The organism is Paracoccus amoyensis (assembly GCF_014490725.1).
Classification (GTDB): Bacteria; Pseudomonadota; Alphaproteobacteria; order Rhodobacterales; family Rhodobacteraceae; genus Paracoccus; species Paracoccus amoyensis.
Genome location: NZ_JACOQL010000002.1, coordinates 738,321 through 751,956, shown reverse-complemented (window position 1 = coordinate 751,956; position 13,636 = coordinate 738,321). Strand labels below are relative to the sequence as shown.

The following is a 13,636-nucleotide window of genomic DNA, read 5'->3' as shown; positions in this document are numbered from 1 at the left end:
GGAAAGCAGATCATGGATAAGTTCACCACCCTGACCGGGATCGCCGCGCCCATGCCGTTGGTCAATATCGACACCGACATGATCATCCCCAAACAGTTTCTGAAAACCATCAAGCGCTCCGGCCTTGGCGTGAACCTGTTTGATGAAATGCGCTATGATCGTGACGGCAACGAAATCGCCGATTTCGTGCTGAACCAACCCGCCTATCGCCAGACGCAAATCCTTGTCGCCGGTGATAATTTCGGCTGCGGATCATCGCGCGAACACGCGCCCTGGGCATTGCTGGATTTCGGCATCCGCTGCGTTATCTCGACCAGCTTTGCCGATATTTTCTTCAACAACTGCTTCAAGAACGGCATTCTGCCCATCGCCCTGCCGCAAGAGGCTGTCGATATCCTGATGGAGGATGCCCGCAAAGGCGCGAATGCCCGTATGACAGTCGATCTGGAAAACCAGACCGTGAGCACCTCGGACGGACAAGAGTTTCATTTCGACATTGATCCGTTCCGCAAACATTGCCTGCAGAACGGTCTGGACGATATCGGCCTGACGATTGAAAAAGCGTCGTCGATCCAGTCCTACGAGGATCAGATGGCGCAGGCCCGCCCTTGGATCTAAGGCATTTTGCCTTTCTTCTGTTGATCGGCCTGCCAGCCACGGCCGATCAAATCCGTGTTGCAACCTATGACCCCGGTCTTTCACGCGAAGGGCCGGGGCTTTTGTTGCGAGACATCGAAAGGGACGATCCGCAGGTTCTGGCGGCGGCAAAGGTTATCGCCTCGGCCGCACCCGATGTGATCCTGCTGACCGGGCTTGACTGGGATCTTGACGGCCGTGCGCTGTCCGCCTTTGCCGCCAAGCTGACGGCTGCAGGCTATGATATGCCACACCGGTTTGCAGCGCGCCCCAACAGCGGCTTGGCGACGGGTTTGGATATGAACGGTGATGGTCGGACAGGACGGGCCGATGACGCCCAGGGGTTCGGTCAGTTCGCCGGGCAAAATGGGATGGCGGTCCTGTCACGCTTGCCGATTGGTCAGACGATTGATTATTCGACGGAGCTTTGGAAAAATATTCCAGACAACATCATGCCTGCAACCAAGCCAGAGATTGCTGCAATCCAGCGACTGTCCTCGAGCGGGCATTGGGATGTCCAGATCACGACACCCGATGGCCCGCTGCATCTTTTGGCATGGTCAGCCACGCCTCCGGTTTTCGACGGCAAAGAAGATCGCAATGGTCGACGCAACCATGATGAAGCGGCCTTCTGGCTTGACCATCTGCCTGATGCGGCCTTCGTTCTGTTGGGCAAGATAAATCTTGACCCCGTCGATGGCGAAGGGCGACCAGAGGCGCTGGCTGCGTTACTGAACCATGCGCAGGACACGGCACCAAAGGGCGCGTATCAACCCACCAGCACCGGGGCGAATGCCACGCATCAAGGGGACCCCGAACTGGATACAGCCGCATTCGATGTCACTGGCCCGGGCAATCTGCGTGTCGATTACGTCCTGCCCGACAACGGATTGACCGTGCTGGCAAGCGGAGTCCTCTGGCCCAGCCCGGATACCGATTTGGGCAAAGCAGTGGCGCTGGCCTCAGACCATCGGCTGATTTGGGTGGATCTGAACTTGGCAGACAGTAAACTAGATTGATTCCTGCCACATTTGGAACCGGCTCTAGGCGCTGTCACCACTGCCCTTCCGCCGGTTCTGCGCGGCCAGTGACAAAAGCACCTCTGCCCGGCCGAACTCTTTTGCCGCGTCCTTTCTCGCGGCTTCAAACTTGGGTTGCAGGCGTAAAATATCACGCTCGGCCTGTTTCAATTCCCGGGCGCTACGCCCGGCTTGTGCATTCGCCATCCGCGCTTCTGACAGGCTCAGCGGCGCGGTGCCGCGATAGCTTTGCATCAGGGCCATCTGCAAAGCCTCGGCCTTGCGTTGCGCCTGCGTCATATGCTGGCTGAAGGCCGCGAATTTCTTCAGCTCAAGATCCGCCTTGATCCGTGCAATCCGTTCCAGCGCGCGTAGCTGTTCCAGTTTTTTCACCACCCTGCCTTTGCTTTCTGTCGCATCTGTTCTGCAAAGCGAATGGCCGCCGCAACCGCTGCGAAATGTTCGCGCTTGATCTCTCGCCCAACCTCGACCGTCGCGTGGATTGCACGCGCACTGGGCGGGTCGGACCAGATCGGAACCTTGTGCTCTCTCGCCCGTTCACGAATGCGCGCCGCGACGTCGTGAACACCCTTGGCCAGACAAACCGGCGCCTTGCCACTGCCGCGCTTCCATTCCAGGGCGACCGCGTAATGGGTCGGGTTGACGATAATCACATCCGCTTTGGCAACATCCGCCAGCATCTGCTTGGTCGCGATATCAACCGCCTTCCGTCGCCGGGCAGCTTTCAGATGGGGATCGCCTTCGGATTCCTTATATTCATCTTCCATCTCCTTCCGGGACATGCGGTTCTTGCGCCGGTGATCGAACCACCGCCACCCCATATCCAAGGCACCGATGACAATGGAAACCGCCAGCGCCAGTAACAAGGCCCGGCCAAGCAGAAACCCCAGATCCGCAACCCATCGGCCGTGGCCCATCGCGCTGCCAGCCAGACGATCCAGCAAAGCCCGAAACATCATCCAGCCGCCGATACAGACAAGGACGACTTTCCCCAGGGATATGCCAAAGGTGATCAACCCGGACAGTCCGAACTTCTGCTTGGCATTGGCAATGGGATTGATCCGCTTGATATCTGGTGCCAGTTTTTGCGGCGTGAACACCAATCCTTTTTGCAAGATCAGGATAACAAGAATGGCGACAGCAGGAACCATGGCAAGCCCAAGGGTCGCCCAACCCGCATAGCGTCCAACAGCGCTTGCCGTCGCAAAGGTTGCCTCTAGCGGCCAGCCTTCGACGCCCATCGCGCGACTGGCCATCGACAGCCAATGATTGACGGCGAAACCTGCGCCAATCCCGAATGCCAGAAAAGCACCAAGATACATCGCCGCCACGTTCAACTCGGTCGAACGAGCCACATCTCCTTTTTCGCGTGCCTTTTGCAGCTTCTGGTCAGAGGCCTCGAACGGTTTATCGTCATTCTCGTCGCTCATCCGGACCTCGGTAAAGTGAAATCAAGAACCGCATCGCTCCAGATACCGATCAACATCGGAGCGAGGATCGCCAATGCCGCCAATGCCATCAAAATCGCAATCGGTGATCCGATAAAAATGACCGGCAAGGCGGGCATCACGCGGTTTATGACACCTGACAGCGCCTGAAACAGGAATCCGCCCAGCGTAAATGGCGCCGCCAGCAGCATCGCCAAACCGAAGCTATAGCCGATCACGCGAACAGCTTCGGATAAGAATATATTCACATCCGGCAATCCTCCGACCGGCCAGATCGCAAAGCTGTCGGCCATCAGTTGCACCATCATCACCGGTGCGCCCAGCACCATGAGGACAGCCAAGCCAGCCAGATGCAGCATATTTCCGATAGGATGCGGGGCAGCCTCATTCTGGCCTCCGACGATTTGGGACAGGGATGCCGTTGCCGCGATCGCCGAGCTGGCAATGTCAATCGACATTGCCAGCAGCCTCAGCAACATGCCGGCAGATAGCCCAATAACCAACTCACAGAGCGCCTGCGACAGTACGGTCAGCGCGTTGTCCGGCATCGCGACATGCGTCGCAAGCGCCGCCAATAACGGTGACAATGACATGGCAATGGCCGCGCGTACACGGACCGGGATCGTGCGCTCCCCCAAGCCCGGCAACGCAAGAATAAATGCCTGCACACGCAGATAAACCAGAAGCAAGCTCCAGTCCAAACCCGGTATCATGGTGGCAAGCTGGCCTGCGGTCATGCGGCCTCGACCGTGCCGATGAACTGCAATTCCATCGCCGGGTCAATTTCCTCGAACCCGACGACCGGGACAGCGATGCCGTTCACACCAAGCATGGTGCGGATCATTCTGCGGCGGTGATCTGGTGTCACAAGAATGGGCCTGGCCATCGGATCAGCCTTGACCAGTGCGCGTCTGGTTTGTTCCAGCAGCTTTTGCGACAGTTGTGGTGTCATTGCCCCGGCGCCAGGACGACCGATTTCCGTATCAGACCTGATAAAATCTGCCTCCCATGCGGGGTGTAGCTGCAGGGCGCGGATATGGCCGGTGTCATCAGCATATTGCTGCGAAATCTGCCCGCGCAGGCGTTTGCGGACCAGCTCGTATTGGGTTTCCAACGAGTCGATCCCACGAAGTTCGGCCATCGCGTCCAGAATCAAAGGCAGATTGCGGATCGACACACGCTCATCCAGCAATGCGCGCAGCACGGTCAGCAAGGCCTCGGGGGTGACCTTGTCCGGTATGATACCCTCGAAATAGCGACAATTACGTTCTGCCCGTGCGGGATCCGACAGCGATTTCAGTTCGTCTATCTGCCGCTGCATCGCGTTCAAAGTCATCAATGACGACAGATTGGCCTTCACCACTTCCATCAGATGTGTCGACAGCACCTCCATCGGACTGACCACCGTGGCACCACAGGTTGCAGCGTCGTCCTGATGGTCTGGCATGATCCAGCGTGCGGGACTGTTATAGACAGGCTCTTTCACTGGCGTCCCGATCAACGACTGCAGAACGCTATCGGGACCAAGCGCCAGAACCTCTTTCGCGCGCAGCGAACCCCGCCCCCGAACAACGCCATGAATGCGGATCAGGTAGCTGCCCGACGGCAGATCATCCGTATCCGCGATCCGAACGTCGGGCAAAATCAGCCCATAGCTGCGGGCGATATGAATGCGCAGATTGGCGATCCGACTGCCAAGTCCACGCGCCTGATCCAATGCGATAAGAACCAGATCAGGTCCGATCTCGACGCTGATTTCATCTGTATCCAGTACATCCCCGATGCGGGCCGCAGGGCGCGGCTTCTTATCTTCAACCGGAATATCTGGCAATGCCGCGTCGTTTCGGCGCTGTCGTCTTGCGACATGGAGGGCCAAAAATCCCATCACCAGCCCTATGCAAAGAAAAAGCGGTTTCGGCATTCCGGGGATCAGCGACATGGTCACCATCGCGGCTGCAACAACGGCGGCAGGTTGCCAGCTTTGCAAAAGCTGCCCTGACATCAATTGCGCGGTCGTATCCGTTGCTCCGCCTCGGGAAAGAAGCAGTGCCGCCGCCATCGAGGTTATCAAGGCCGGAATTTGGGTAACCAGCCCGTCACCGATGGTCAGATGCGAGTATGTTGATACCGCTTCTGACACCGGCAAGCCGTGAACGATAACGCCGACGCTGAGTCCAACCAACAGATTGATGATCGTGATGACGATTCCAGCAATGGCGTCGCCCTTGACGAATTTCGATGCACCATCGAGAGAGCCGAAAAAGCCGATCTCTCGTTGTTCCTGCGCACGCCGACGCTTGGCTTCCTGGTGATCGATCGCACCGGCATTAAGATCGCCGTCAATCGCAAGTTGCTTTCCGGGTAAAGAATCCAAGGCAAAGCGCGCCGCCACCTCGGCCATCCTGCCCGAACCTTTGGTGATCACCATGAAATTCACCACCGAAATGACGGCAAACACCGTCAAGCCGACCAGCAATGATCCGCCCGCAACGAAATCGGCAAAGCCGTTGATGACATGGCCTGCTGCTTCGGGCCCATTATGGCCTTCGGTCAGGATCAATCGCGTGGAGGAGACATTCAGCGACAGTCGGATCACCAGACTGACCAGCAAAAGAACGGGAAATGCCTGAAAATCGGTTGGCTTTTCAACCAGGGACGCCATGACCAGAACCAACGTTGCGGTCGCGATGGACAATGCGATTCCGAAATCCAGAAATGCGGGCGGCAGGGGAATGACCAGTGATATGACGATCAGGACCAGCGCCCCGGTGACCATCAGCGAGGCGTCCAGCCTCCGCGAAGATTTCGCGGCAATCGCACCGATTGCGTTCATTCCGGCACCTCGGTGACATTGGCAGGTCGCATAATATCCTGCAGCGACCAGGCGTCAGCCCGAAGCAATCCTGCACGACGGAGAAAGATCAATGTCTGCATCCGCGCTTCGGGCGACATTTCCAAAAGCCTGATCCGATAATCAGGGGGCAGGGTGCGACCATCCAGCAGCCATTCAGTGGCCATCTCGGAATAGGCCGCAGCATCAGGAAGCAGGGGCATATCATCTGCTGTCGAACTTAGCAGACCGGCGGCCAGGATCACGACATTGACCATCACGCGGCCTTCTTCAATTCGCGAAGCGCGGTTTCAAGGGTATCAAAGCTTGGCCGAACATGTTCAGGAATGGTCTGACGCCCGACCTCGACACACAGGTTCGTCGCATGCTGATGCAGCCCTGCGATCAGAACCGATTTGATCACCTCATAAAAACCCAGATCCTGCTTCACCACGACGCCAAGACGATTTGCCAGCGGCGCGACAAAGCCATAAGCGAGGAAAACACCAAGGAACGTTCCGACCAAAGCCCCGCCGATCATCTTGCCCAACACCTCTGGCGGTTGGTCGATCGAACTCATCGTCTTGATCACGCCCAGCACGGCGGCGACGATTCCCAATGCAGGAAGAGCGTCGGCCATGGTCTGCAGGGCATTGGGGACGTGCATCCGCTCTTCTCGCATGATTGCAAGACGGCGAGAGATCATCTCTTCGACCTGATACGGGTCGTCATAATTCAGACTGATCGAGCGCAGCGTATCTGAAATCAACGACACCACGTCATGATCCGCCAACAATCTTGGGTAGGCCGCGAAAATTATCGACGCTTCCGGATGTTCGATATGCTGTTCCAGCGCGACGGGATTTTCACGGGCAATGCGCAAAAGCTGATACATCAGGCACAGCACATCTTGATGGTCGCTTTCCTTCCATTTCGGCCCCTTGAAAGCTTGCACCAGACCGCCAACCGTATGCTTCAGCACATGGCTGTCGTTCGACAGAAGATACGATCCGATGGCCGCACCCATGATCATCATCATTTCGAACGGCAATGCATGGGTGATCACCGCCATCTTGCCGCCGGCCAGGATATAGCCGCCAAAGACCATGGCCATGGTCACGAACATACCTACAAAACCGAACATGCAATGTTCTCCTTATCTGTTACGAACATTGCGAGCGCCCATCTGTGCGGTCAGCATGGCGGCCTGTCGCGGCTCGACCGATGCGATGATTTTTGCTCCGGTCTCGGGTTGGACGCGCATCAAAATCTCGGCCGCGAAATCAGCCGGCAGATTGGTCAGAACCGCCGCCGCTTCCACAGGTTTCATCTGGTCGTAGACCGCTACCAGCCTGTCGATATCGCTGCGAACTGCGGCGGTATCGGTGTCGCGGCGGGTTTCCAGCCCATTTTTTTGCGCACGCAATTCGGTCAATTTAACGACCAACGCACGCTCAGCTGCGGCCAGTTCAGCCTTCTTTTCGTCAATCGACTGCATGTAGCGTTCGACGCGCAGCGCACGATCACGAAGTTCGGTGGCAAGAGCCATGGCCTCGGGCACGTCGGTGCAACCACGTAGCAGATCTGGCGGCTCGGCGAACGCGGCAAAGAAGCGCGAAGTGTCTTGCGAAGTCCAAATGACAGCAATCGCGGGCAATGCGAAGCCCAGGGTCAGTAAAGAAAGCCATGATTTACGCATGCGGACCCTCCACCCGTTTGCGCAGGCGGCGCGTCGCAATAATCGTGGTTTCGGGCGTGACGGCATGGTCAATTTTTTGACGCAAGTCCCACAACGCGCGTTCTTTGCGTGCGGTGCCAATATTTTGCAGCAGGGCCTCACTTGCGGCCGTCGCATCGTCGCGCGCCATGCGCATAGCGACCTCCAGCCGATCTACCTCGGCCGCCATGACCGCAATCGCGCCGCCCAGGCCGGTTTCCAGATCGTTCAACCGGCGCAAACGCCGCGACAGCGTCAGACAGAACACCGCCAAACCAACAGAGGCCACGATCAGCACGGCCTGAAAAAAGTATTCTGCATTCATTGTATACGAAACTCCGTAATCAGCAGATCTTTCACCGCGTCTTCGCCAAGAACCTGCCTGGTGCGCGACAGAAGTTCAGCGCGAATGATTTCCACGACGCCACGCTTGTCATAGGCGGCCGCGTCGATATTCGAGAGAAAGACCGCAAAGGTATCCAGGACGCGCGGCATCTGATGCGCGATATCCTTTTTGTGGGCTTCATCCGTCTCTAGACTGACGGACAGCGACAGCATCAGCCGCGATCCCGGAATACTCATCTCGACCGGGGGGACATCCACGAATGCCGTCTGTGGATCATGCTTTTTTTCGCCGCTGAAAGAAGCGATCAGCGCCGAGGGGCTCCACAGCCCCATATAGGTCGAACCAAACCCCGCCCCTGCCAGCGCGAACGCCACAAGAATGGGGACAAGCTTCCGCATCTTGGGCGGGCGTTGCTCCCCAGGGTCAAGGGCTGCTTCAGTCATGGTGATTCTCCGTCCTGATAAGACGGAATTAGCACCCTGCGACTAACCAATTCTTAATGTGCATCATGCCATCACCATTGAACGAAAGAACCTGACGGCGATTCGAAAGGAACGGTTTTGCAAAAACTGCAGGACTATTGGAGGGAGCGAAGCTCTCAGCAGAAAGCGATCCTGATTGGGGCGTTTCTGGCAGCATTTCTGGCCATTTTCAGCTTTGCATGGCTTGCCAACCGACCCAACATGTCAATGATTTATGGCGGATTGGATGGCGCACAGGCTGGCGAGGTTGTGGCGGGCCTGGAGCGCAGCGGCGCCGTTTACGAAGTTCGCGGAGATACCATCTGGGTCGAGGCATCGCAGCGCGACCGCCTGCGTATGGAATTGGCCGCAGAAGGGCTGCCAGCTGCCGGTAGCGCGGGATATGAACTTCTTGACGGCATGTCGGGCTTTGGAACCACGTCGCAGATGTTCGACGCCGCCTATTGGCGTGCGAAAGAGGGTGAGCTTGCCCGCACAATCCTGGCCCTGCCGAATGTGAAATCTGCCCGCGTACATCTCGCCGTGGAAAATGGCCGTGGTTATCGGCGGGACATGACCGGCAATGCCTCCGTCACGCTGTCCACCAATGGCCAGGCAGTCACACGAGAACAAGCCGCGGCGTTGAAATATCTGGTTTCCTCTGGCGTTTCAGGCATGAAGCCTGAGAGCGTCACGGTGATCGATACGCAACGAGGCATCATCGCGGCGTCAGAAGACGAAACCGGTGCAGATCGCGCGGCCGATATGAAGCGCAATGTCGAACGTATTCTTGAGCCGCATGTCGGCATAGGGAACGCCATTGTCGAACTGAACCTGGATCTGGTCACCGAAACCGAGCTGTTGACCGAACAACGGTTCGATCCCGATCAACGCGCCTTGATTTCACAGGTCACCGAAGAGACCTCGGATCAAAGCAATTCCTCCGGTTCGGGGGCCGTCACGGCTGCATCAAATCTGCCGGATCGGCAGGATGCGCAAGGTGACAAGACAGAAACTGCCCGTTCGGAAAATCGCCAGCAAGCCAATTACGAAGTCAGCCACGTGACACGCGAAGTATCGCGCCAACCCGGAACGACACGCCGTCTGACGGTGGCAGTGCTGTTGAACGGCGTCTCACAAACCAATGCCAATGGCGACACAGAAATTGTGCCGCGATCTGACGCGGAACTGCAAATCCTGCGGGAGCTTGTGGCGTCATCGGTGGGTTATGACGAAAATCGCGGCGATCAAATCACGGTAAAGTCGCTGCCCTTCGCCGCATTTGGTGAAAACGGCACTGCGGCCAATCCCGGCTGGCTGGACCGACTGGAGTTGAACGGCTTGCTGCGCATCCTGCTGATCGGCTTCTTTGCATTGGCGGTCATTTTCCTGGTTCTGCGCCCGGTGCTGAAAGCGCGCAATACGACGCCAAAGGCGCTGTTGGACAATTCGAGCCCGTCAGAGCCTGCTTTGACCGGGGTGATCGAACCGGCAGGCACGCCAGAAAACCCTGCCGCCCGCATCATCCCATCAGAACCAATCAAGCCCGAAACACTGGCCCTTCCCTCTGCCGATCCCGTCGCAAGATTGCGCAACATGATGAAGGAGCGTCACGAAGAAAGCGTCAAGGTCCTGTCAGGCTGGATCGACAACAAAGAGAGTGCCCAATGAGCGTTGCCATGTTCAAACTGGAATCTTTTACCACCGCGCTGACGCATCAAGGAACGGTTGTCTCATTCAGTCGTGATGACGTTGATCAGGCTTATGCTGACGGCCTTGCTGCCGGGCTTTCGCGCAAAGAAGATGCGGATATCCGCAGCCTGTCTGCCGGTCTTGAGCAGTTGCAGCGCTGTTTGCAGGACGATCAGGCGCGCCGTGCCAAGCTGCGGCAGGAAGCCATTGACGCGCTGGCGCCCATTCTGGAGCAAATTCTTGAATGCCTGCTGCCCTGTGAAACATCACAGCGTCTGGAAGATGCACTGAAGGACGAACTGTTGCGGCTGTCCCATTCAGCAACTCCGCTTCGTGCGGTGATTTCGTGCAACACGCGCCTGCGCGAAACGGTCGAGCATTGTCTGGCGGATGCCGGCATCAATGATGTCGAACCGGTCGAAGTGGATTCCGACAAAATCACGCTGTCGCTGCAAGGGGGCCGGATCGAATTGTCCCCCGAGAACATCGCCACCGACATTCGTCGCATGATTTCTGAATTGAAGGCAGAGGATTCAACATGGACACACTGAAACATCTGATCGACACCGACAATATTCAGGTCGAAGTCACCATCCGCTTGGGCAAGACGCGCCGCACTGTCGCGCAACTGTCAGCCCTCGGCGCCGACGATGTTCTGCTATTGGATCAAAGCATCGATGATGGTGTCGAGATCTGCGTGGGCGACAAAGTTATCGCACGGGGCGAGTTGACTGGCGACGGATCACCGGAACAACGCCTTTGCGTGCGCATCCTGGGGGCATCGGAAGTCGCGTGAGCCGTTGGTTTCTTTTGCCGCTGCTGCTTGCGCCCTCATCGGCCTTTGCACAAAGTCTGGCCGGGTTGGATCAGGCTGCGGGTACAGGGCTGGGCCAGAACGCAGTCCTGCTGGTCGCCGCGCTGACCGCGCTGTCGCTTGCGCCCGGTATCGCAATCATGGTGACCTGTTTTCCATTTATCGTGACGGTGCTGTCAATCCTGCGCCAATCCATTGGCCTGCAACAGTCCCCGCCCAACATGCTGATCGTCAGTCTGGCGATGTTTCTGACATGGTTCATCATGGACCCGGTTCTGCAAGAGGCATGGCAGGTTGCTGGTGCGCCTTTGCGTGATGGGAAAATCGATATCGGGCAAGCGATCCAGCTTGGCATCCGACCGTTTCAGGCCTTCATGATTGCACGCACCGATCCGGCGACATTGCAAAGCCTTGCGGAAATCGCGCCGGGCGCGGGCGATCCGACTGAACGCCTGTCGGTCATTGTTCCATCTTTCATGCTGTCCGAAATTCAGCGCGCCTTCGAAATCGGCTTTCTGATCGCCCTGCCGTTTCTGATCATCGATCTGGTCGTATCGGCAGTTCTGATGTCCATGGGGATGATGATGGTGCCGCCGGTCGTGGTCTCATTGCCGTTCAAGCTGGCATTCTTCGTTGTGGTCGACGGCTGGGGGATGATCGCAGGTGCGCTGGTACGAAGTTATCAATAGGATCAAGCAGGTTTAAGGCCGGCCTGATCCTCCCGCGAACCCGATCAGGCGCGGCGATCAGCCAACTTCTCGACCCCCATCACCTCCAGCACTTTGGTCTCGATATGTTCCGCGTTCAAGGCCGAACTGTCATACATCGCAAAGGGCGCATCGTGATCGACAAAGCGATCGGGCAGCACCATCGAACGGAACTTCAACCCCTGGTCAAAAACGCCCTCATCGCCCAGAAGCTGGGCGACATGACTGCCAAAGCCACCGATGGCGCCCTCCTCGATCGTGATCAGCGCATCATGGCTGGCTGCAAGAGTCAGGATCAGGTCGCGGTCCAGCGGCTTGGCAAAGCGGGCATCGGCAATGGTCGGGGTGATGCCCCGTGCCGCAAGAACCTCAGCAGCTTTGAATATTTCGGAAAGGCGTGTGCCAAAGGACAAGATCGCAACACCCTTGCCTTTGCTGACGATGCGACCCTTGCCAATGGGCAGAATCTGCCCCCGTTCGGGCAGGTCGACGCCTGTGCCCTCGCCGCGCGGAAAACGGAAGCTGATCGGCCCGTCATCATATGCAGCCGCCGTGGCGACCATATGCATGAGTTCAGCTTCATCCGCTGCAGCCATAACAACCATGCCTGGCAAATTGGCCAGAAACGCGGTGTCATATGCACCGGCATGGGTCGGCCCGTCCTGCCCCACCAACCCGGCACGGTCGATGGCGAAACGCACCGGCAGGCCCTGAACGGCCACATCGTGCACGATCTGGTCATAGCCGCGCTGCAAGAAAGTCGAATAGATCGCGCAGAAGGGCTTCATCCCGCCAGCCGCCAGCCCTGCGGAAAACGTCACGGCATGCTGTTCGGCAATGCCGACATCAAAACTGCGACGCGGGAATCGCTCGGCAAACTGCTTCAAACCGGTGCCGTCAGGCATTGCGGCAGTAATGCCGACGATCTTGTGGTCACGACCCGCCTCATCAATCAAGGCCTTGGCGAAAACCGCAGTATAGCTGGGCGCATTCGATTTTGCCTTGGCCTGCTGGCCGGTGATGACGTCGAATTTTCCCGTTGCATGACCTTTGTCAGCCGCGTTTTCAGCAGGCGCGTATCCCTTGCCCTTCTTGGTCACGGCATGGATCAGAACGGGGCCGGTCGCGCGGGACTTCACAGTGCGCAGCAATGGCAGAAGCTGATCAAGATCGTGGCCGTCGACCGGGCCGATATAGGAAAAGCCCAACTCCTCGAACAGGGTGCCGCCGACGGCCATGCCTTTCAGCATTTCCTTGGCGCGGCGAGCGCCCTCCTTGAACGGTTCGGGCAACAGATCAACTGCGCCTTTGGCCGTTGCCTTCAATTCCTGAAACGGGCCGCCGGTGTAAAGCCGGGTCAGATAGGACGACATCGCCCCGACAGGCGGCGCGATGGACATTTCATTGTCGTTCAGAATGACAATCAGGCGTTTGCCCAGATGCCCCGCATTGTTCAGCGCCTCGTAGGCCATGCCCGCGCTCATCGAGCCATCACCGATCACGGCAATCGCATCGCCCGGATCGCCGCCAAGATCGCGGGCCACGGCAAAGCCCAGACCTGCCGAAATCGAGGTTGAACTGTGGCCCGCGCCGAAAGGATCATACGGGCTTTCCGCGCGCTTGGTGAAACCAGCCAGACCGCCGCCCATCCGCAAGGTGCGGATACGATCACGGCGACCGGTCAGGATCTTGTGCGGATAACACTGGTGGCCGACGTCCCAGATGATCTTGTCGCGGGGTGTGTCAAAGACCGCGTGCAGCGCAACCGTCAGTTCAACCACGCCCAGACCCGCCCCCAAATGTCCGCCTGTGACACTGACGGCGCTGATGGTTTCGGCGCGCAATTCATCTGCCAGTTGACGAAGTTCCCGATCTGTCAGCGCCTTCATATCCGAGGGCAGGTTGACGCGATCAAGAGTTGGCGTTTTGGGGCGGTCATTCATTC

The 13,636-nt window shown here is 57.9% G+C and carries 16 protein-coding genes; 6 read left to right on the top strand and 10 right to left on the bottom strand.

From position 1 onward, the window contains the following. Nucleotides 1–12 precede the first annotated feature (12 nt). Together leuD and H4P12_RS08635 are read left to right on the top strand one after the other, a co-directional pair. Nucleotides 13–618, top strand: coding sequence for a 3-isopropylmalate dehydratase small subunit (gene leuD / locus H4P12_RS08640; protein ID WP_187793228.1), 606 nt, complete (start codon nt 13–15; stop codon nt 616–618). A gap of 20 nt (nt 619–638) precedes the next feature. Next, the gene (locus H4P12_RS08635; RefSeq protein ID WP_246449058.1) at nt 639–1,655 is read left to right on the top strand and encodes an endonuclease/exonuclease/phosphatase family protein; all 1,017 of its coding nucleotides are present in this window, start codon (nt 639–641) and stop codon (nt 1,653–1,655) included. Nucleotides 1,656–1,679: 24 nt separating this feature from the next. On the opposite strand, the gene H4P12_RS08630 is transcribed toward H4P12_RS08635, so the two are convergent. Genes H4P12_RS08630 through H4P12_RS08590 form a run of 9 tightly spaced genes read right to left on the bottom strand, consistent with a single transcriptional unit; the run spans nt 1,680 to nt 8,415 of the window. Next, a complete protein-coding gene (locus H4P12_RS08630) occupies nt 1,680–2,048 on the bottom strand; it encodes a hypothetical protein (RefSeq protein WP_187793227.1) in 369 nt (122 codons plus the stop codon). Then, entirely contained in the window at nt 2,045–3,106 is a 1,062-nt protein-coding gene (flhB, locus tag H4P12_RS08625; RefSeq protein WP_187793226.1) for a flagellar type III secretion system protein FlhB, read from the bottom strand. The genes H4P12_RS08630 and flhB overlap by 4 nt, the downstream gene beginning before the upstream one ends. Then, on the bottom strand, nt 3,103–3,861 hold the full coding sequence (locus H4P12_RS08620) for a flagellar biosynthetic protein FliR (RefSeq protein ID WP_187793225.1): 759 nt from the start codon (nt 3,859–3,861) through the stop codon (nt 3,103–3,105). Before H4P12_RS08620 ends, flhB begins: the two co-directional genes overlap by 4 nt. Beyond that, nucleotides 3,858–5,957, bottom strand: a complete 2,100-nt coding sequence (locus H4P12_RS08615) for a flagellar biosynthesis protein FlhA (protein WP_187793224.1) — start codon at nt 5,955–5,957, stop codon at nt 3,858–3,860. Before H4P12_RS08615 ends, H4P12_RS08620 begins: the two co-directional genes overlap by 4 nt. After that, nucleotides 5,954–6,235 carry a hypothetical protein gene (locus H4P12_RS08610; protein WP_187793223.1) on the bottom strand — a complete coding sequence of 94 codons (282 nt, stop codon included), beginning with the start codon at nt 6,233–6,235 and terminating at the stop codon, nt 5,954–5,956. The genes H4P12_RS08615 and H4P12_RS08610 overlap by 4 nt, the downstream gene beginning before the upstream one ends. Then, entirely contained in the window at nt 6,232–7,098 is an 867-nt protein-coding gene (gene motA, locus H4P12_RS08605) for a flagellar motor stator protein MotA (RefSeq protein ID WP_187793222.1), read from the bottom strand. The genes H4P12_RS08610 and motA overlap by 4 nt, the downstream gene beginning before the upstream one ends. 12 nt (nt 7,099–7,110) lie before the next feature. Beyond that, nucleotides 7,111–7,653, bottom strand: coding sequence for a MotE family protein (locus H4P12_RS08600; protein ID WP_187793221.1), 543 nt, complete (start codon nt 7,651–7,653; stop codon nt 7,111–7,113). Continuing rightward, nucleotides 7,646–7,996 (bottom strand): hypothetical protein, encoded by a 351-nt coding sequence (locus H4P12_RS08595; RefSeq protein ID WP_187793220.1) that lies wholly within the window; start codon nt 7,994–7,996, stop codon nt 7,646–7,648. The genes H4P12_RS08600 and H4P12_RS08595 overlap by 8 nt, the downstream gene beginning before the upstream one ends. Beyond that, nucleotides 7,993–8,415, bottom strand: coding sequence for a flagellar basal body-associated FliL family protein (locus H4P12_RS08590; protein WP_187793219.1), 423 nt, complete (start codon nt 8,413–8,415; stop codon nt 7,993–7,995). The genes H4P12_RS08595 and H4P12_RS08590 overlap by 4 nt, the downstream gene beginning before the upstream one ends. Nucleotides 8,416–8,577: 162 nt before the next feature. Here H4P12_RS08590 and fliF point away from each other — a divergent pair, with 162 nt between their 5' ends. From fliF to fliP, 4 genes are read left to right on the top strand one after another with little or no spacing between them, the layout of a single operon-like run. After that, a complete protein-coding gene (fliF, locus tag H4P12_RS08585) occupies nt 8,578–10,149 on the top strand; it encodes a flagellar basal-body MS-ring/collar protein FliF (RefSeq protein WP_187793218.1) in 1,572 nt (523 codons plus the stop codon). Nucleotides 10,150–10,157: 8 nt separating this feature from the next. Then, nucleotides 10,158–10,721, top strand: coding sequence for a hypothetical protein (locus tag H4P12_RS08580; RefSeq protein WP_187793217.1), 564 nt, complete (start codon nt 10,158–10,160; stop codon nt 10,719–10,721). Then, complete coding sequence (locus H4P12_RS08575; protein ID WP_187793216.1) at nt 10,709–10,966, top strand: FliM/FliN family flagellar motor switch protein; 258 nt, start codon at nt 10,709–10,711, stop codon at nt 10,964–10,966. The genes H4P12_RS08580 and H4P12_RS08575 overlap by 13 nt, the downstream gene beginning before the upstream one ends. Then, complete coding sequence (gene fliP, locus H4P12_RS08570) at nt 10,963–11,673, top strand: flagellar type III secretion system pore protein FliP (RefSeq protein ID WP_187793215.1); 711 nt, start codon at nt 10,963–10,965, stop codon at nt 11,671–11,673. The genes H4P12_RS08575 and fliP overlap by 4 nt, the downstream gene beginning before the upstream one ends. 44 nt (nt 11,674–11,717) lie before the next feature. Here the strand turns inward: fliP and dxs are convergent, their stop codons facing one another. Further along, the gene (gene dxs, locus H4P12_RS08565) at nt 11,718–13,634 is read right to left on the bottom strand and encodes a 1-deoxy-D-xylulose-5-phosphate synthase (RefSeq protein ID WP_187793214.1); all 1,917 of its coding nucleotides are present in this window, start codon (nt 13,632–13,634) and stop codon (nt 11,718–11,720) included. Nucleotides 13,635–13,636 lie beyond the last annotated feature (2 nt).